General features: G+C 46.3%; 17 protein-coding genes. 14 read left to right on the top strand and 3 right to left on the bottom strand.

All coding sequences use genetic code 11. The annotated features are described in order from the left end of the window. The first annotated feature begins 4 nt into the window (after nucleotides 1–4). The 4 genes from gatA to ACFQ1X_RS08175 all read left to right on the top strand — a co-directional run bounded on the left by gatA (nucleotide 5) and on the right by ACFQ1X_RS08175 (nucleotide 4,684). Nucleotides 5–1,474 (top strand): Asp-tRNA(Asn)/Glu-tRNA(Gln) amidotransferase subunit GatA, encoded by a 1,470-nt coding sequence (gatA, locus tag ACFQ1X_RS08190; RefSeq protein ID WP_144840901.1) that lies wholly within the window; start codon nucleotides 5–7, stop codon nucleotides 1,472–1,474. Next, complete coding sequence (gene gatB / locus ACFQ1X_RS08185; RefSeq protein ID WP_144840902.1) at nucleotides 1,471–2,901, top strand: Asp-tRNA(Asn)/Glu-tRNA(Gln) amidotransferase subunit GatB; 1,431 nt, start codon at nucleotides 1,471–1,473, stop codon at nucleotides 2,899–2,901. Before gatA ends, gatB begins: the two co-directional genes overlap by 4 nt. A gap of 228 nt (nucleotides 2,902–3,129) precedes the next feature. After that, on the top strand, nucleotides 3,130–3,693 hold the full coding sequence (locus ACFQ1X_RS08180; RefSeq protein WP_144840903.1) for a thioredoxin family protein: 564 nt from the start codon (nucleotides 3,130–3,132) through the stop codon (nucleotides 3,691–3,693). 79 nt (nucleotides 3,694–3,772) lie between these two features. Then, nucleotides 3,773–4,684 (top strand): diacylglycerol kinase, encoded by a 912-nt coding sequence (locus ACFQ1X_RS08175; RefSeq protein WP_144840904.1) that lies wholly within the window; start codon nucleotides 3,773–3,775, stop codon nucleotides 4,682–4,684. Between the two features lie 93 nt (nucleotides 4,685–4,777). Here ACFQ1X_RS08175 and ACFQ1X_RS08170 read toward each other — a convergent pair whose 3' ends face one another. Continuing rightward, complete coding sequence (locus ACFQ1X_RS08170; RefSeq protein WP_144840905.1) at nucleotides 4,778–5,206, bottom strand: NUDIX hydrolase; 429 nt, start codon at nucleotides 5,204–5,206, stop codon at nucleotides 4,778–4,780. Nucleotides 5,207–5,416: 210 nt separating this feature from the next. Here ACFQ1X_RS08170 and ACFQ1X_RS08165 point away from each other — a divergent pair, with 210 nt between their 5' ends. The 6 genes from ACFQ1X_RS08165 to ACFQ1X_RS08140 all read left to right on the top strand — a co-directional run bounded on the left by ACFQ1X_RS08165 (nucleotide 5,417) and on the right by ACFQ1X_RS08140 (nucleotide 11,283). Then, nucleotides 5,417–6,766 carry a cytochrome ubiquinol oxidase subunit I gene (locus ACFQ1X_RS08165; RefSeq protein WP_144840906.1) on the top strand — a complete coding sequence of 450 codons (1,350 nt, stop codon included), beginning with the start codon at nucleotides 5,417–5,419 and terminating at the stop codon, nucleotides 6,764–6,766. After that, nucleotides 6,763–7,791, top strand: coding sequence for a cytochrome d ubiquinol oxidase subunit II (locus ACFQ1X_RS08160; protein WP_144840907.1), 1,029 nt, complete (start codon nucleotides 6,763–6,765; stop codon nucleotides 7,789–7,791). The genes ACFQ1X_RS08165 and ACFQ1X_RS08160 overlap by 4 nt, the downstream gene beginning before the upstream one ends. A gap of 15 nt (nucleotides 7,792–7,806) precedes the next feature. After that, nucleotides 7,807–7,917, top strand: a complete 111-nt coding sequence (gene cydS / locus ACFQ1X_RS08155) for a cytochrome bd oxidase small subunit CydS (RefSeq protein WP_379082088.1) — start codon at nucleotides 7,807–7,809, stop codon at nucleotides 7,915–7,917. A 199-nt stretch (nucleotides 7,918–8,116) separates the two neighbouring features. Then, entirely contained in the window at nucleotides 8,117–9,481 is a 1,365-nt protein-coding gene (gene rlmD, locus ACFQ1X_RS08150) for a 23S rRNA (uracil(1939)-C(5))-methyltransferase RlmD (RefSeq protein WP_144840908.1), read from the top strand. A 132-nt stretch (nucleotides 9,482–9,613) separates the two neighbouring features. After that, the gene (locus tag ACFQ1X_RS08145) at nucleotides 9,614–9,772 is read left to right on the top strand and encodes a Fur-regulated basic protein FbpA (RefSeq protein ID WP_144840909.1); all 159 of its coding nucleotides are present in this window, start codon (nucleotides 9,614–9,616) and stop codon (nucleotides 9,770–9,772) included. A 59-nt stretch (nucleotides 9,773–9,831) separates the two neighbouring features. Next, nucleotides 9,832–11,283 (top strand): amidase family protein, encoded by a 1,452-nt coding sequence (locus ACFQ1X_RS08140; RefSeq protein ID WP_144840910.1) that lies wholly within the window; start codon nucleotides 9,832–9,834, stop codon nucleotides 11,281–11,283. Nucleotides 11,284–11,328: 45 nt separating this feature from the next. Here the strand turns inward: ACFQ1X_RS08140 and ACFQ1X_RS08135 are convergent, their stop codons facing one another. After that, complete coding sequence (locus ACFQ1X_RS08135) at nucleotides 11,329–12,186, bottom strand: TetR/AcrR family transcriptional regulator (protein WP_144840911.1); 858 nt, start codon at nucleotides 12,184–12,186, stop codon at nucleotides 11,329–11,331. A gap of 176 nt (nucleotides 12,187–12,362) precedes the next feature. Here ACFQ1X_RS08135 and ACFQ1X_RS08130 point away from each other — a divergent pair, with 176 nt between their 5' ends. The 4 genes from ACFQ1X_RS08130 to ACFQ1X_RS08115 all read left to right on the top strand — a co-directional run bounded on the left by ACFQ1X_RS08130 (nucleotide 12,363) and on the right by ACFQ1X_RS08115 (nucleotide 17,321). Further along, nucleotides 12,363–13,835, top strand: coding sequence for a DHA2 family efflux MFS transporter permease subunit (locus ACFQ1X_RS08130; RefSeq protein ID WP_144840912.1), 1,473 nt, complete (start codon nucleotides 12,363–12,365; stop codon nucleotides 13,833–13,835). Between the two features lie 136 nt (nucleotides 13,836–13,971). Then, nucleotides 13,972–15,132, top strand: a complete 1,161-nt coding sequence (locus ACFQ1X_RS08125; protein WP_144840913.1) for a DEAD/DEAH box helicase — start codon at nucleotides 13,972–13,974, stop codon at nucleotides 15,130–15,132. After that, on the top strand, nucleotides 15,129–16,358 hold the full coding sequence (locus tag ACFQ1X_RS08120) for an aminopeptidase (RefSeq protein ID WP_144840914.1): 1,230 nt from the start codon (nucleotides 15,129–15,131) through the stop codon (nucleotides 16,356–16,358). Before ACFQ1X_RS08125 ends, ACFQ1X_RS08120 begins: the two co-directional genes overlap by 4 nt. 12 nt (nucleotides 16,359–16,370) lie before the next feature. Next, a complete protein-coding gene (locus ACFQ1X_RS08115; protein ID WP_144840915.1) occupies nucleotides 16,371–17,321 on the top strand; it encodes an SGNH/GDSL hydrolase family protein in 951 nt (316 codons plus the stop codon). A 45-nt stretch (nucleotides 17,322–17,366) separates the two neighbouring features. On the opposite strand, the gene ACFQ1X_RS08110 is transcribed toward ACFQ1X_RS08115, so the two are convergent. Beyond that, the gene (locus ACFQ1X_RS08110) at nucleotides 17,367–17,513 is read right to left on the bottom strand and encodes a hypothetical protein (protein WP_379082080.1); all 147 of its coding nucleotides are present in this window, start codon (nucleotides 17,511–17,513) and stop codon (nucleotides 17,367–17,369) included. Nucleotides 17,514–17,577: the final 64 nt, after the last annotated feature.

The following is a 17,577-nucleotide window of genomic DNA, read 5'->3' as shown; positions in this document are numbered from 1 at the left end:
AACCATGAAATTCTATGACAAGACAGCTGCGGAGTTGCAGGAATTGATTCGTAAGAATGAAGCAACGATTTCAGAGCTGACAAAAGAAACTTTTAACCGCATCAATGAACTTGATCCGAAAGTCGATGCTTTTCTGGCATTGAACGAAGAACAGGCGACTACAACAGCCACTGAAATGGATAACACACCGATGGAACAGCGCGGGCCGTTATTCGGCTTACCGATTGGCGTTAAAGACAATATCATGACTAAAGGATTGGTTACGACTGCGTCAAGCCGTATTCTTGAGGGCTTTGACCCGATTTATAATGCAACGGTGGTCGAAAAGCTAAGAGAAGCAGGAATGGTGATCGTCGGCAAATTGAATATGGACGAATTCGCAATGGGTTCATCAAACGAAAACTCCTATTACAAGAAGACAAGAAATCCATGGAACACCGATTACGTGCCTGGTGGATCTTCAGGCGGTTCGACAGCTGCTGTTGCAGCAGGTGAAGTACCGTTTACACTCGGTTCGGATACAGGCGGATCTATTCGCCAGCCTGCAGCATTCTGTGGCGTTGTAGGAATGAAACCTACATACGGACGTGTTTCCCGTTTCGGACTGATCGCTTTTGCTTCTTCATTGGACCAAATCGGACCGGTAACACGCAATGTAAAAGACAATGCTTTGCTGCTGCAGGCGATTTCCGGCCATGATGAAAAGGATTCGACTTCAGCAGATGTGGAAGTACCGGATTTCGCGGCAGCTCTTACTGGCGACATCACAGGGCTTCGCATTGGTGTGCCAAAGGAATACTTCGGAGAAGGCGTCAGTGAATCAGCGAAAAAGGCAGTTTACGACGCACTTGAGGTATTGAAGGAAAAAGGCGCAATCTGGGAAGAAATTTCCTTGCCTCATTCCAAATACGCCCTTGCCACTTACTATTTATTGGCTTCCTCGGAAGCGTCTTCCAACCTTTCCCGCTTCGACGGCATCCGCTACGGTTACCGTACGGATAAGGCGAGCAGCCTGCTCGACTTCTATATGAATACGCGTGCGGAAGGTTTTGGCGATGAAGTGAAGCGCCGCATAATGCTTGGAACTTACGCTTTAAGCTCGGGTTATTACGACGCTTATTATAAAAAAGCGCAAAAAGTGCGCACATTGATCAAAAAGGATTTTGATGATGCATTCCAAAATTACGATGTCATTGTAAGTCCGACAACACCGACTCCGGCATTTAAAATCGGGGAAATCATCGATGACCCGTTGACAATGTATGCCAACGATATCCTGACGATTCCTGTAAACCTGGCTGGGGTTCCGGCGATTTCGGTTCCTTGCGGTTTTGCAGGCGAAATGCCGCTCGGTTTGCAGATCATCGGAAATTATTTCGACGAGGAAACGGTTTATCGTGTAGCTGACGTTTTTGAAAAGGCGACAGATTTCCACAAAAAAACTCCTCAATTATGGGAGGGAGCAGCACAATGAATTTTGAAACGATCATCGGGCTTGAAGTGCACGTTGAACTGAAAACCGACTCCAAAATGTTTTCACCTTCACCTGCACATTTCGGCGCAGAACCGAATACCAATACAAATGAAATCGACCTCGGTTATCCCGGGGTCCTGCCGGTAGTCAATAAACGCGCAGTCGATTGGGCAATGAAAGCGGCATTGGCATTAAATTGCGAAATTACACGCCACACTAAATTCGACCGCAAAAACTATTTCTATCCGGACAACCCGAAAGCTTATCAAATTTCCCAATTTGACCAGCCGATCGGTGAACATGGCTGGATCGAAATCGAAGTCAATGGAGAGAAAAAACGCATCGGCATCACCCGTCTCCATATGGAAGAAGATGCAGGGAAACTGACGCATACGGACAACGGCCATTCACTGGTTGATTTCAACCGCCAGGGAACACCTTTGATCGAGATTGTTTCTGAACCGGATATGCGCACGGCGGATGAAGCGTACGCTTTCCTCGAAAAAATCAAAGCGATCATCCAATATACGGGCGTTTCCGATGTCCGTATGGAGGAAGGATCCTTGCGCTGTGACGCGAATATTTCACTGCGTCCATGGGGTCAGGAGCAATTCGGCACGAAAACGGAATTGAAAAACCTGAACTCGTTCAACTACGTACGAAAAGGGATTGAGCATGAACAGGTTCGCCAGGAACAAGTACTCCTGTCGGGTGGTGTAATTCCGCAGGAAACACGCCGTTATGATGAAACGACCGCTAAAACGGTTCTGATGCGCATAAAAGAAGGATCCGATGATTACCGATATTTCCCTGAACCGGATCTTGTCGACATCGTTATTGATGATGCCTGGATTGAACGAGTCCGTGCTGAAATTCCGGAACTTCCGGATGCACGTAAAGCCCGTTATGTGGCTGAACTGGGGATGTCCCCTTATGACGCCATGGTGCTGACGCTGGCTAAACCGATTTCCGACTTTTTCGAGGCGACGGTTGCTGAAGGCGCAGATGCCAAACTCGTTTCGAACTGGCTGATGGGCGAAGTTTCTGCTTACCTGAACGCTGAACAAAAAGAATTGGCTGATACGGCATTAACGCCTGCTGGCCTGGCCGGCATGATCAAATTGATCGGTGACGGCACAATTTCATCGAAAATTGCCAAGAAAGTATTCCGTGAATTGATTGAAAACGGCGGCGACGCCAATGATATCGTCAAAGCAAAAGGACTCGTCCAGATTTCGGATGAAGGCGTTTTGCGTGAATATGTCACGACTACACTGGATGCCAACCCGCAATCGATTGAAGACTTTAAAAACGGCAAAGACCGCGCAATCGGTTTCCTTGTCGGGCAGATTATGAAAGCGACCAAAGGACAGGCAAATCCGCCGTTGCTGAATAAGATTTTATTGGAAGAAATAGGTAAAAGGTAAGGGGGGAGGATGGTCCGCAAATGGACCATCCTTTTTATGTCCAGACTCCAACGGCCAACTCCTCGAGTCGCTTCGGTCTTTCCAGCATTGGCAAAAAGCGCCATTACTTTCAAGCCCTCCAGTGCATGTCGGAGCTGAGCGGCCGTTGCCGCTTTTCTTATTCAGAGCAATAACATTTGAAGCTTTTAGGGAAGACAAGTAAACTTATTTTAAAGGAGATGTGATAGTATGTCAGTAGAGCAGAATTATTTTGAAAATGCGATAACTCTTGAAAAATATATGTCTCAAATGGAATCCAACCAAGAGAAATCCTATTCGATTTATGAAAAATTCGAGTTGCCGAAAGATGAAGAATTTTTCGCACTTTTGAAAGAGAAAAATCCTCAAATTCTGGTAATCACTGAAGACTGGTGTGGAGATGCCATGATGAATAATGCGATTTTGCGTAAAATCGCAGATGCGGCTGACCTCGAAGTTCGTTGTGTTTACCGGGATGAAAACCTGGAATTGATGGATCGTTATCTGACAAATGGCAGCCGTTCCATTCCGAAATACGTCTTTTTATCACAGGACGGGGAAGTGCTGGCTGACTGGGGTCCGAGATCTGCAATGGTCCAGGAATTTGTCGACGGGCTGAAAGCGAAATTACCCGAAAAAGAAGATCCGCAATACGACTTGCATTTTAAAACAGTGATCGGTGAAATCACTGACGGATTTGTTTACAAAAGTGAATACTGGGACAGTGTCTACGAAGAGTTGAAAGCAGTTTTGACAAAATCACTTTCAAAATGAAGACTTTGTAATTTAAGGAACTTTTAACTTCTGTTTATTGTCTTATTTTCTAGAGTAAGTGGAGAAAGGCTGAAATCCTATGAAACGAGCACGAATTATTTATAATCCCACATCCGGCAGGGAATTATTCCGCAGGCATCTGCCGGAAGTACTGGAAAAAATGGAGATAGCCGGTTACGAAACGTCGTGCCATGCCACGACCTGCGAAGGCGACGCAACAGCCGCAGCCATTGCTGCTGTCGAAAGAGGTTTTGATCTGATTGTGGCAGTCGGAGGAGACGGGACATTGAACGAAGTGGTATCCGGCATTTCAACATTTGAGAAGCGACCGAAGATTGGATTGATTCCAATGGGCACGACAAATGATTTTGCCCGTGCGGTACATATTCCCCGTGATATTACCAAAGCTGTAGACATTATCCTACAGGGGGATTCGATCCCGGTGGATGTGGGGATGATGAACGACCGCTATTTCATCAATATAGCCGGTGGCGGCAGAATGACGGAGCTGACTTATGAAGTTCCAAGCAAGTTGAAAACGGTTCTTGGCCAGATGGCTTATTATTTGAAGGGCATTGAGATGCTGCCGTCGATCCGGTCGTCCAATGTACGCATTGAATATGACGGTGAAGTGTTTGACGACAAAGCGATGATGTTTCTGATCGGTTTGACCAATTCAGTCGGCGGCTTCGAAAAACTTGCACCGGATGCCAGCATCAATGACGGGAAATTTACTTTGCTGATTCTGAAAGAAGTGAATATGGCCGAGTTTATCCGTTTGGCTTCACTTGCACTTCGGGGAGAGCATCTAACAAACCCTCATGTCATTTATGCCAAAGCCAGCAGGATTTCAGTTACATCGAAGGAACGGGTCATGTTGAATCTTGACGGTGAATTCGGTGGCGTTTTACCGGCGGTTTTCCAAAACCTCGAGAAACATATAGAAGTACTGGTTCCCATACAGTCTTTACAAGATAAAGACATAAATTAACGGTTAATCGATCTGCATCATCCGCATCGAGGAAACCATAAAAAAGAAGCCTAGCAGAGAATTGCCAGGCTTCTTTTTGATGTGCCTACATAATTACAATAGTTCGATCGCTGTGTCCTGTTCCATTGCGAGTTTAGGCAAATCATCGACCGGTTCCCATCGGAACAGCAAAGTCATGCCATTGTCACGGCCACTGCTTTTGATGGTATGTTCCCACTCATCGACTTTTTCTCCGGTGTATTCGAAATGGAACATATTGCGTTCATACACTTTATCCCGGTGTTCAGGATAATAATTATACTTATGGATCTTACCGGCAAAATCCAATACGTCGCGCGGAAGTCCGGTTTCTTCCTGGACTTCCCTATAAAGTGCATCGATGAGCATTTCGCCTTCTGCGATAGAACCACCCGGCACCTGTACGCCGACTTCAGGTTCACCTCTGTACTCGAAAACCAGCAATTCACGATTTTCTTCTGGACCTCTTGTGATGTAGGCAAAAACTTTTCTGCTTGTTTCCATATGAATCACCCTTTATTTTAATTCTCTATAGAATACTAAAAATTCAGGTAAATTTCAAGTGATACCTTATTTTTATTGTCACAGCTTATTCAAAGTTTCCGGAAATATCGGGTTTAAAACATTCCTTACAGAAGATTCATGGACCTTGGTTAGGGTACAATAATTGTATGTTAGTTACGGAGAAATATATTCCTCAGGAGGGACAGGTAAATGGGATTTGAAGATACAGTGTTATTAAGCCGTATCCTGACCATGATGACTCTTTCATTTCATATTCTATACGCAACAATCGGAGTCGGCATTCCGCTGATGATTTTAATCGCTCAGTGGGTCGGGATAAAAAAGAACGATGATCATTATATTCTGCTTGCCCGCAGATGGGCGAGAGGATTTGTCATAACGGTAGCCGTCGGAGTAGTGACAGGAACTGCAATCGGTCTCCAATTGTCGCTGCTGTGGCCGAACTTTATGCAATTGGCGGGGAATGTAATCGCCTTGCCATTATTCATGGAAGTTTTTGCGTTTTTCTTTGAAGCAATTTTCCTTGGTATTTATTTATATACATGGGATCGCTTTGAGGACCAGCGTAAGCATTTGCTGCTGCTGATCCCTGTTGCTTTGGGGGCAGCCGCTTCTTCTGTATTCATTACAATCGTTAATGCCTTCATGAATGCGCCGCAAGGTTTTGATATCTTGAATGGCGAACTGGTCAACGTCAGCCCGCTGCTCGCGATGTTCAATCCTGCAATGCCAACCAAAGTCGCCCACGTTATGGCGACGGCTTTCATGGCCAGTGCATTTGTACTTGCATCGATTGCGGCTTTGCGCCTCGTCCAGGGCTCCAATCATATTTATCATAAAAAAGCGCTGCTTCTGACAATGAAACTCGGTTTTGTGTTTTCAATTGCCACAGCTCTCATTGGTGATTTCTCGGGTAAATATCTTGCGGAATACCAGCCTGAAAAACTTGCAGCAGCTGAATGGCATTTTGAGACGGAAGGTGAAGCAAGACTGATTCTTTTCGGTGTCCTTGACGGAGAGGAGCCGAAGTACGCGATTGAAATACCTTATGCACTGAGTATATTGGCGCATGGAGTCCCGGGTGCTGAAGTAACCGGTCTGAATGAATTCCCGGAAGATGAAAGACCGCCACTGTGGATCCATTACCTTTTCGATACGATGGTTACAATCGGCATGTGGCTGGCATTCTTCTCCTTTGTTTTCCTTTTCGGGACTTGGGGCAACTGGGCGATTATTACGAAGAAATGGTTCCGCTGGCTGACGGTAGCGGGAGGGCCGCTCGCATTGATCGCAATCGAGGCCGGCTGGTGGTTTACAGAAGTGGGACGCCAACCTTGGATACTGCGCGGGTATTTGCGAACCAGCGAGGCAGCAACGACAAGCGGACAAGTCGATCTGATGATTATCCTGTTCGCTGGCCTGTATTTTATCCTCGGAGTTGGTACGATTGTTGTGCTGTCCCGGATGTATAAACGCAACCCGGTGGAAAAAGAACTTGCTGATCGACAAAAAGGTGGAAAAGGCGGTGATCCGGAATGACTTTAGAAATAATTGGTATTTCGGTTCTCTGGCTGTTCCTGTTTCTGTATGTAATTGTGGCATCCATTGATTTTGGAGCCGGATTTTTCAACGCCTATAGCGCTTTCACCAACAAACAGCATATCCTGACAGGTATCATTCAGCGGTATCTATCGCCGGTATGGGAAGTTACGAATGTGTTTTTTGTGTTTTTCTTTGTGGGAATCATAGGATTTTTCCCGCTAACTGCATTTTATTACGGTACCACTTTACTGATTCCGGCAAGTATCGCTCTTGTTTTACTGGCGGTTCGCGGTTCCTATTATGCTTTTGCCACATACGGCGCTAAAATCAATCATCGGGGCTATATTTATATGTATGGATTGTCGGGGCTTCTGCTCCCGGCTTCCCTGTCACCGGTGCTTGCCATGTCCGAAGGCGGATTCATCAAAATGGAGGGGAGCCAGCCATATCTCGATTATTGGGCGCTTTTCACAAGTCCATTGATGTGGAGCATCGTTGTCCTCAGTCTCACGGCAGTGCTTTATATATCGGCCGTATTTCTGACGTGGTACGCCAATAAGGCAGGAGATGCCAAAGCGACCGATTTGATGCGGAAATACGCGCTGGTATGGGCAGGACCCGCAATTGTGACGGCAACTGGCATCATTTATGAACTGCGGGATCATAACCCGGAACATTTCAGCCGCATCCTTGACCTGTGGTGGGCATTCGCCATTTCGTTCCTGCTGTTCGCCGGTACGGTCTATCTGATATGGAAAAGAAAGAATTATGGGCTCGCTTTTATCCTGCTGGTCGGCCAATTCTTTACAGCCTTCTTCGCATACGGCGTTTCCCATTATCCGTATCTGCTGTATCCGTATCTGACGATCTACGACAGCTTTACCAATGAAGCGATGGCGATTGCGTTGATCATCGCATTCATCGCTGGCCTTGGCCTGTTGTTGCCGTCATTGTATCTTTTGTTCCGTCTGTTCTTGTTCGATAAGGATTACGTCAAAGGAAAATCGGATTATCATGCATAAAAGGGGGCAGTTTCCATGCAGGATTTCTTAATATTTTATGCACCATTTCTCGTATTGATCGGATCTGTGATCTTCGGTTTCTGGTTCGCGTTGAGAGACGGAGTTGTATCGAAGGATCGTGAATGACCGGCGCGTGCCCAGGCTTTGCCTGGGCGCGTTTTTTCATATTGTCTAGACTCCGGCGCCCAGTTTCTAGTGACATAAGCCACTCTGGCTATGCGGCAAAAGGCGCCGCTACGCCAGATCGTCTTATGCCCGTCGAATCTTGATGGTCGCCTGCGCTTTTCTATAGTACAATAAACGAATGTGAAATGGAGTGAACGATTTGAAACCTGTAAGTAAAAATGAGCGGCTGCTGGTCCACGTGGAAGATTTGACCCACGACGGCGCAGGAGTTGCCAAAGTAGAAGGATATCCATTATTCATCCATGGCGCGCTGCCTGGTGAAGATGTACATATCCATGTATTGAAAACCTTAAAATCCTATGGCTTTGCCAAATTGCTCCAAGTTGAAAATGCTTCCCCATTCCGGGTGGAAGCGCCTTGTCCGGTATTTGATACATGCGGTGGCTGCCAGATCCAACATCTGTCCTACGAAGGCCAGATGACGTTCAAACGCAAACTTGTGCGTGATGCCATCACCCGCATCGGAAAATTACCGGATGTTCCGGTCCACGCCGTTAAGGGAATGGAGGATCCGTGGCGTTACCGCAATAAATCCCAGATTCCTTTTGGCATGGAGAATGGCCGTGTGGTGGCCGGATTTTACCAATCACGTTCGCACCGGATTGCGGATACGGATATTTGCCTGATTCAAACGCCGGAAGCGGACACTTTGATGGCAGGCATTAAACAGAAGCTGATGGAAATCGGCATCGAACCGTATGAAGAAGAGACGCATCGCGGGCAGTTGCGCCACGTGGTCGTCCGTAAAGCGCGTGCCACCGGTGAAATCATGGTGGTGTTGATTACCAAGAAGAGAAAGTTCCCGCAGGCAGCACGTGTTGTTGAATTGATCCGGGAGCTTGTCCCGGAAACTGTATCGGTCGTCCAAAATGTCAATCCGGAAAAAACGAATGTCATTTTCGGTGATGAAACAATTACTGTTTGGGGCAAGGATGTCATTGAAGACAAAATCGGCGGTGTCCGTTTTGAAATTTCCGCCCGCTCATTCTATCAAATCAATCCGGAGCAGACAGAAGTGCTTTACGGCCAGGCGTTGGAATATGCCAATCTGACCGGCAATGAAACCGTCATCGACGCCTATTGTGGAATCGGCACGATTTCGTTATTCCTTGCAAAGCGTGCCAAATTCGTCATGGGCGTGGAGATAGTGGCTCCCGCGATTGAAGATGCCAAGCGCAATGCCGAACTCAATGGACTCAGCAATACTCTTTTCGAAGCGGGACCTGCCGAGCAGGTGATTCCACGCTGGTATAAAGAAGGGAGACAAGCGGATGTCCTCGTTGTCGACCCGCCGCGTAAAGGCTGCGATGAGCAATTGCTCCGGACGATTCTGAAACAGCGTCCGCAACGGGTTGTATATGTGTCCTGCAACCCGGCGACGCTTGCCAGAGATCTCCGCATACTCGAAGACGGCGGCTATCGCACACAGGAAGTGCAGCCGGTGGACATGTTCCCGCAATCCACCCATTGCGAAGCGGTCGCATGGCTGCAACTTGAGAAATAGTAAACTTCATAAAAATAACCGGCCGCAAAATGCGTCCGGTTTTATTTTGTTTAATTTTCAAAAGAAGAGTTTCGTGCAGGGTCCTGGAGGGGTAAAGACAAAGGAATACTTCACAAGGAGAGAACGGACAGAATGGAACAGATACCGAAATCGAAATTTGAAAATAAGCGCTCGACGGTCATCGAGGAATTGGTGGCGCACAATGTCTTCAAAATTAATGGACGGCAATTATACGAGTTGAGCTTATATGAACTGATGAAGGAATATACCCAGAAAAGCCTTAGCTCGTAAGCTGGGGCTTTTTTATTTTCAGTATTTATCTAATAAGACGCGATAGAGGAGGGGAAGCAATGCATCATAAAAAGTTGGAAGATTTCCGGATTGAAAAATTGGATGAAATGACGATCTTCGATATGCAGGAAGAAATGAAGGCGGGAAATATCAGTTCAGAAGAATTGGTTTTGATGTATAAAGAAAATATTTCACTGCGTGACAAAAACATCAACTCGATTCTTGAAATTAATCCGGATGCCCTTCAAGTTGCCCAATCACTGGATTTTGAACAACAGCGCAAAGACTTCAAAAGTCCGTTGCATGGAATTCCCATTGTGGTGAAGGATAATATGGAAACCGGGGATAAAATGCATACGAGTGCCGGTTCCCTGGCGCTGGAAAATCATTATGCTCTGAACGATGCATACCTTATAGAGAAACTGCGCAAGGCAGGTGCGGTCATCTTAGGCAAAACCAATATGACGGAATGGGCAAATTTCATGTCCGATAAAATGACGAATGGTTATAGTTCCCGCGGCGGCCAGGTGAACAACCCATATGGTGCTTTTGACGTCGGGGGCTCGAGTTCAGGGGCGGCTGCAGCGGTGGCCGCCAATCTCGCTGCAGCATCAATCGGTACGGAAACATCGGGTTCGATTATCAATCCTGCTGCCCAGAATAGCCTTGTTGGCATAAAGCCGACCATTGGCATGATAAGCAGGAGGGGGATCATACCATTGTCGCATACTCAAGATACTGCAGGACCCATGGCCCGCACAGTTGAAGATGCAGTCAAAGTGTTTTCGGCTCTCATCGGTTATGATCCGGAAGATCCGATTACCCGATTTTCCAAAGATTTCGAGAGTTATGACTGGAGCACGCATCTGAAGAAAAACGGGTTGAAGAATGTGAAGCTCGCTGTGACTCCTGAATTGTTCAAAGAAATTTCGGATGAGCAACTCGAGCTGTTTGAGCAGGCGAAAACCAAGCTTAAGGAATGCGGTGCCGAGATTATTGAAGACGTGGATCTGGGGTCCAATCAGGAGGATCTTGGCTTTGCTGTATTGCTGCACGAATTCAAAGCGGATCTCAATGCATATTTGGCCAAAACGGATTCGTTGAACCCAATCAGGTCGATGGATGATGTCATCGCCTTCAATAATGAAAATTCTGAAAAAATGCTGAAATTCGGTCAGAATCTTTTGGAGCAGGCCAATCTGTTGACGGGAATGCTCAGTGAAAGAGAGTATGTGGAAGCGCTTGAACGCAATCGTTTCCTGGCTGCGGAATATGGCATTAACGCCACTTTAAAAGAAATAGGAGCCGACGCCATCATCCTGCCCCAGGATTTTGGCTGCAATGTCGGTGCTGCTGCCGGTTTTCCGGCGATTACTGTGCCGTTCGGCTATACAGAAACAATGGAACCTTTCGGCATAACGTTCAACGGAATGGCTTTCAGCGAACCCAAGCTCATCGAATATGCCTATGCATTTGAACAAGCTGTAAAAGGCAGGAAAAATCCAAATTAAAAGAGGCGGACCGGAATTTTCGGTCTGCCTCTTTTTGATTACAGATTAGAACTTCGCCAGCTTTTTCCACACCTGTTCCAGTAAAATCATCAATTCCGATTCATGTCCGGGGATGCTGGATAAAGTGCCCAGCACACTTTCGAGCAGTGCTTTCCGCGGCGAGTGGATTTTCAATTCCCCGGCAAGAAATAGAATAAGCTGTTTTTCAGCGGAATCTTCGGGATTATTTCCTGCAAAGGCTTCAAGTTGCTCAGCGAGTTCTTCCACAGTAAGGTTCTCTGCAGTTTTTTCTGTATAGACTGTCGGTGCCAGTATAAAACGTTCACCGGAATCTATTTGAGCCAGCAATGAAACCTCGAGCCGGTCGACGACGAAAGAGGCTAATCGTTTGGGCGGAAGATCTTCATCGGTCGTCAATAGCCAGAGGTTCACAAGCTGCTGGGTGGACCCGTGCATCGATGCCGCATTATCCAAGGCATAAGGGGCAGCTTTATGCCCGTACAGGTCGATGATGCGTGAAGACATCCAGTCGAGTTCTTTCTTATAGGAATTTTTAGCGAAATCTTTCAACTCTTTGTCCTGGGAATAAAAAATGCTTTCGTACAGCGAGAACAGATTTTTTTCCCGGTTAACCTGAATTCGTACGGCAAGCTGATCGGACAGCACTTCTTTATCGTCCACACGCTTGCCGGCTGCACATTCCATCCGTTTTTGGCGGATTTCAGCGCCTACTGATTCCATGATGGCGATGAGGCATTCGGTTTTGGAGGCGAAGTAATTGTAGAATGTGCCTTTAGAAATTCCTGCTTCATCGAGAATTTCCTGTATAGAAGTGGCGGAATATCCCTTTTCGATAAAAAGGGAGTAGGCCGCATCTATGATATTCTGCTTTTTCCGATTCATTTATACTCCCCTTTATACTCTAAGTCTATTTTCAGAATACCTGCAAACAAGAGTTTATGCAATTTAATTATACTACTGGTATATTTTTGTTGATAAATATATACTATGAGTATAGAATGAAGAAATGGAGCTTCGAGAAGTTAAAATCAGCAAGATAAATACGGAGGAATAACAGAATGACTGAACAGAATAAAACGCCTTATGGCATCATAGCAATTCTTTTCACCGGGGCTTTTGTGGCGATATTCAACCAGACTTTATTGAATATCGCTTTGCCTGAAATCATGGCAGACTTTGGAATCAAAGCTGCTACCGCTCAATGGCTGGTAACCGGATATATGCTGGTGAACGGGATACTGATCCCGGCCAGTGCATTTTTCATACAGCGTTTCTCGAATCGCTCAATTTTTATCGTTGCAATGTCTTTGTTTTCTCTGGGAACGCTGATTGCCGGATTGGCACCGACTTTTGCAATCCTTCTGGCGGGCCGTTTGCTGCAGGCATCAGGCGCAGCTTTGATGATGCCGCTTCTGATGAACGTCATGCTTGCAGCTTTTCCGGTTGAAAAACGAGGAACTGCAATGGGCTATTTCGGGCTTGTCATGGTCGTCGCACCAGCAATCGGCCCTACTTTATCAGGCTTTATCGTGCAAAACTACGATTGGCGTGTGTTATTTTTCATCGTGCTGCCGATAGCGCTGATCCCGCTGTTATTGGGGATTTTCAAATTAAAGAATTTAACTTTCCAGAATCGTGAAATTTCACTGGATAAATTTTCGCTTGTATTATCCAGCCTGGGATTCGGGGGGATACTTTACGGCTTCAGTTCAGCCGGTACGCTCGGCTGGTCGAATCCAATCGTTTATATTACGATAGCAGTCGGTTTGGTGTCATTGGTCCTGTTTATTCTGCGCCAACTGAAACTTGAAGAACCTTTGCTCGAAATACGGATTTATAAATACCCGATGTTCGCATTGTCTTCAGTAATTTCCATCGCCTTATCAATGTCGATGTTTTCCGCCATGATTCTGATGCCTATTTATGTCCAGACCATCAAAGGGATTTCCCCAATCGACTCAGGACTCCTTATGCTGCCAGGGGCATTGATCATGGGCATGATGTCTCCGATCACAGGGCGCATGTTCGATAAATGGGGGGCAAAAGTGCTGGCGATTCCCGGATTATCGCTGGTCGTGTTTACGACCTATCTCTTCAGCCAATTGTCTTTAGACACCAGCTATTGGCAGATCATGCTGATTTACTCGATCCGCATGCTTGGAATATCCCTGGTGATGATGCCGGTCATGACGAACGGGTTGAATACTTTGCCGATAAAGGAATATCCGCACGGCACTGCCATCAATAATACATTGCAGCAAGTTGCGGGTGCCATCGGTTCCGCATTCCTCATTACGCTGATGAACACACGGACGGAATCGGCGGCAGCACAAATGTTGGCAAATGGAACTGCTCCGGAAAACATAGTGAATATGTCGATGCTTGAAGGCATCAATTTCTCGTTTTTCATTTCAACGTTCATCGCATTGGCCGCTCTTATATTGGCGCTGTTCATCAAAAAGCCGCAGCGCCCGGTAACCGAACAGGAAAAAGAAATCGTTTATACACAAAAAGAAGCAACAGATTCCTGACACATTGGCCGCGCCGGTTTCCGGTTCGGCTTTTCTTTATTTTTACAGGCAATACGGCAAGTGGAATACATCAAAAAAAGGCGCCAGAACGGCAAATATGGTACACTAAAAGCATTGAAAAAAAGGTGGAATTGAAATGACTTTTATAGAAGAATTAAGTCCAGTATGGCAAGAAAAATGGAAAAAGACCGGTTTTGAAACAATCATGCCGATTCAGGAGCAAATGATTCCGGAAATGATGGCAGGCAATGATATCCTGGCCCAATCACCTACAGGTTCGGGTAAGACACTGGCTTACGTGCTGCCGATTTTAGAGCGTGTAAATCCGGAAAAACCGTCTACTCAGGCAATGATCATCGCCCCGTCACAGGAGTTGTCAATGCAGATCGTCAATGTGCTGCGGGAATGGACAGAAGGCACAGATATTACAGTGACCCAATTGATCGGCGGCGCAAATATGCAACGCCAATTGGAGAAGTTGAAGAAAAAGCCGACAATTGTCGTTGGTACACCGGGCCGTTTGAATGAACTGGTGAAAAGTAAAAAATTGAAAATGCATGAAATACGGATATTAGTGCTTGATGAAGGGGATCAATTGATGGCGCGGGAACACCGCAATGTCATGAAAGCGCTCATCGAAAAGACCCAAAATGAACGTCAATTGGTGCTGGTGTCTGCGACGATTACGGAAGAAGTGAAATTGGTGGCTGACCGCCTTATGCAGAATCCCACACGGCTTCATGTGACAGCGGAAGACTTGCCGATGCAAGGAAAAGTGACGCATTCATTCATCAAAGTGGACGAACGCGACAAGACGGATCTGCTGCGCCGCATTTCCCATATTGAAGGGGTAAAAGGTTTGGCCTTCGTCAACAACCTCGATCAATTGCTGATGAAAGAAAACAAACTGAAATTCCGTGACACCAAAATTGTTACATTGCATTCTGAAATGAGAAAAGATGAGCGTAAGAAAGCGCTGGATGCTTTCCGCAACGGGGAAGTGTCGATTCTTATTGCGACAGAAGTAGCGGCACGCGGACTGGATATCGATTTGGTAACCCACGTCATTCATGTGGATGTACCAAAAACGATCGATCAATACCTTCATCGTTCAGGACGGACAGGAAGAGCCGGCGCAGACGGGGAAGTACTGACGCTCCTTGCCTATCAGGATGAAAGACATTATAAGAAATTCACAAAAGATCTGCCATCAAAACCGGTGCAGAAAATAATGCACGGCGGTGAATTGGTCGAAGGTTCCAGCAAAACAGTGAACGCAAAGGGGAATAAAAAATGAATTTCCAGCAAAAAATGGAGCAATACGCGGAGCTGACTGTATATGTTGGTTTGAATGTCCAAAAAGATCAGACCGTACTGATCAATACCACAACAGATACCATTGAGTTTACTCGACTGGTTGTCAAAAAAGCGTACGAAGCAGGAGCTAAAAATGTCCACGTGAATTATTCGGATCCTGTTCAGACGCGCACCCATTACGAGTTGGCCCCCGACGAGGCTTTTACAGAATATCCGGAGTGGTCTGTAGTCCAGCGCGACGAAGTTATTGAAAAGGGGGGTTCATTCCTTTGGATAGATGCGGAAGATCCTGATTTGCTTACCGGCATTCCGGCTAAACGCTTATCAAATTCTCAAAAAGCTGCCGGCAAAGCCTTGGAGAGATATCGCCAGGCAGTCGGTTCCGACAAAGTGGCCTGGTCGATTATTGCGATCCCTTCACAGAAATGGGCTGCAAAAGTATTTCCGGAACTTGATCCTGAAAAGCAGATTGAAGCTCTTTGGGAAGCTATCTTTACTACGGTGCGAATCGGACGGGGAGATGCCGTTTCTTTATGGAAAGAACACATTGAATTTCTCGAAAAACGTGCATCCCAGTTGAATGACCATCGCTTTGTGAAACTGCATTATACAGCTCCTGGGACGGATTTGACGATTGCATTGCCCGATAAGCATATCTGGATGTCAGGAGCATCAAAAACACCGCAGGGCAATCCGTTTATCGCGAACATGCCAACGGAAGAAGTTTATACCGTGCCGCTGAAAAACGGAGTGGATGGCTTTGTCCACAATACGAAGCCATTGGTTTACCAGGGCAATATCATCGATGGATTCACCCTGACTTTTGAAGATGGAAAAATTGTCAAAGCACAAGCCGAACAGGGCGAAGAACTATTGACTGACATGATCAGTTCGGATGAAGGAGCAGCCTATCTCGGTGAAGTGGCATTGGTTCCACATCAATCACCGATTTCAGATTCGGGTCTCTTGTTCTTCAATACTTTATTTGATGAAAATGCTTCAAACCATCTGGCGATCGGTGATTCTTATCCAACATGCTTCGAAGGCGCCCGTGATCTTGAGCGCAATCAATTGGCGGCAATCGGTTTGAATACATCGATTGTCCATGAAGATTTCATGATCGGCAGTGCGGAAATGGATATTGATGGCATCACAGCAGACGGTTCGAAGATTCCGGTTTTCCGTAAAGGCAATTGGGCATTCTAAGAGGTGAAGAAAATGAAGAAAACAGCAGCAATGGTGCTGGCTTTATTGCTGGCGGTAAGTATGATGGATACGGCAGCAGCCGAGGTGAAAATTCCTGCTGTCTATATCGCGCTGGGTGATTCACTGGCTGCGGGGCAGACACCGGAAAGCCAGATCGATACGGGGTATGCCGATCTGATCGCCCAGGAATTGGGCCGCAATCAGCCGGTCGCATTGTTTTCGAAAGATCTCGCTTTTCCAGGGTTTGCAACTCAAGATGTTCTGGAGCGGGTGAAAGAAGAAGAAACGCAGGAAGTCCTTGCTTCTGCCAATATTATTACGCTGTCTGCAGGAGCAAACGATCTGCTGCGATTGGTGCAAGCCAATCCCGCTGACGGGTCGCTGCAATTTCAGCGGATACAATCTGATTTCGCACTGAATGGAGCACGCCAGAACATTGACGAAATTTTGAATGAATTGACTGTTGCCGCACCGAACGCTGATATTTATGTGATGGGCTATTATTTTGCTTACCCGCATGCGCGGGAGTCGCAGAAAGAAGGATTGGCGGAGCAAGTGGCAACATTGAATGAAATTCTGAGAAATGAAGCTGAGAAAGCCGGTGCGATTTTCGTATCGGTTGATGAAGCATTTGGTGAAAATGCGACTTCGAAAGTACCCAATCCGAACGATGTCCATCCGAATATTGAAGGCTACCAGGCAATGGCCAATCAATTCCTGGCACAATACCGCGGGGGCTGGACAATCGAAGACCGGGAACTCCCTGAACCGAATCCAATCAGTTTTGAAGAAATCATGGCGGGACAGGACCAGCCCACAGATGATAATGACGAACAAGCTGAAGACAGGGAAGAGACACCGGCTCCAGGAGCAGAGGAAGTGGAAGATGATGCAGCAGCCCTTCTGATGCCGAATCTTCAGTCAGGCTATCAGGCTCTCCGGACAATATTACCGATCATTTAGCCAAAAAAATCCCACTCCCTTCAATTAGGGAGTGGGATTTTTCGGTTATTTTTTAGATTGATTGTTTTTATACTGGTTTGTATTGGTCTGCGCATTTCCTTTGGATTTCTTTTTATTCATGAATTTCCGGATGATCGGATAAGCTATAGGACCATATTTAAGTGCTGATTTGAACAATCTACCTACTGCCATGTTAATCGCTCCATTCGTTTTAAAGATATTTTATAAATTCCCGTTTTAGGAATGATTTAAACAT

Source organism: Metaplanococcus flavidus, assembly GCF_042675885.1.
Taxonomy (GTDB): Bacteria; Bacillota; Bacilli; order Bacillales_A; family Planococcaceae; genus Planococcus; species Planococcus flavidus.
The sequence above is the reverse complement of the archived record's forward strand: the minus strand, read 5'-3'. Positions and strand labels throughout refer to the sequence as shown.

Excerpts from the sequence above, each read along its gene's own strand:
- ACFQ1X_RS08135 (WP_144840911.1), bottom strand. The coding sequence starts at position 12,186 with ATGAATCGGAAAAAGCAGAATATCATAGATGCGGCCTACTCCCTTTTT.
- ACFQ1X_RS08110 (WP_379082080.1), bottom strand. The coding sequence starts at position 17,513 with ATGGCAGTAGGTAGATTGTTCAAATCAGCACTTAAATATGGTCCTATA.
- ACFQ1X_RS08175 (WP_144840904.1), top strand. The coding sequence starts at position 3,773 with ATGAAACGAGCACGAATTATTTATAATCCCACATCCGGCAGGGAATTA.
- gatB (WP_144840902.1), top strand. The coding sequence starts at position 1,471 with ATGAATTTTGAAACGATCATCGGGCTTGAAGTGCACGTTGAACTGAAA.
- ACFQ1X_RS08125 (WP_144840913.1), top strand. The coding sequence starts at position 13,972 with ATGACTTTTATAGAAGAATTAAGTCCAGTATGGCAAGAAAAATGGAAA.
- ACFQ1X_RS08165 (WP_144840906.1), top strand. The coding sequence starts at position 5,417 with ATGGGATTTGAAGATACAGTGTTATTAAGCCGTATCCTGACCATGATG.
- ACFQ1X_RS08145 (WP_144840909.1), top strand. The coding sequence starts at position 9,614 with ATGGAACAGATACCGAAATCGAAATTTGAAAATAAGCGCTCGACGGTC.
- ACFQ1X_RS08170 (WP_144840905.1), bottom strand. The coding sequence starts at position 5,206 with ATGGAAACAAGCAGAAAAGTTTTTGCCTACATCACAAGAGGTCCAGAA.
- cydS (WP_379082088.1), top strand. The coding sequence starts at position 7,807 with ATGCAGGATTTCTTAATATTTTATGCACCATTTCTCGTATTGATCGGA.
- ACFQ1X_RS08140 (WP_144840910.1), top strand. The coding sequence starts at position 9,832 with ATGCATCATAAAAAGTTGGAAGATTTCCGGATTGAAAAATTGGATGAA.
- ACFQ1X_RS08115 (WP_144840915.1), top strand. The coding sequence starts at position 16,371 with ATGAAGAAAACAGCAGCAATGGTGCTGGCTTTATTGCTGGCGGTAAGT.
- gatA (WP_144840901.1), top strand. The coding sequence starts at position 5 with ATGAAATTCTATGACAAGACAGCTGCGGAGTTGCAGGAATTGATTCGT.
- ACFQ1X_RS08120 (WP_144840914.1), top strand. The coding sequence starts at position 15,129 with ATGAATTTCCAGCAAAAAATGGAGCAATACGCGGAGCTGACTGTATAT.
- ACFQ1X_RS08160 (WP_144840907.1), top strand. The coding sequence starts at position 6,763 with ATGACTTTAGAAATAATTGGTATTTCGGTTCTCTGGCTGTTCCTGTTT.
- ACFQ1X_RS08130 (WP_144840912.1), top strand. The coding sequence starts at position 12,363 with ATGACTGAACAGAATAAAACGCCTTATGGCATCATAGCAATTCTTTTC.
- ACFQ1X_RS08180 (WP_144840903.1), top strand. The coding sequence starts at position 3,130 with ATGTCAGTAGAGCAGAATTATTTTGAAAATGCGATAACTCTTGAAAAA.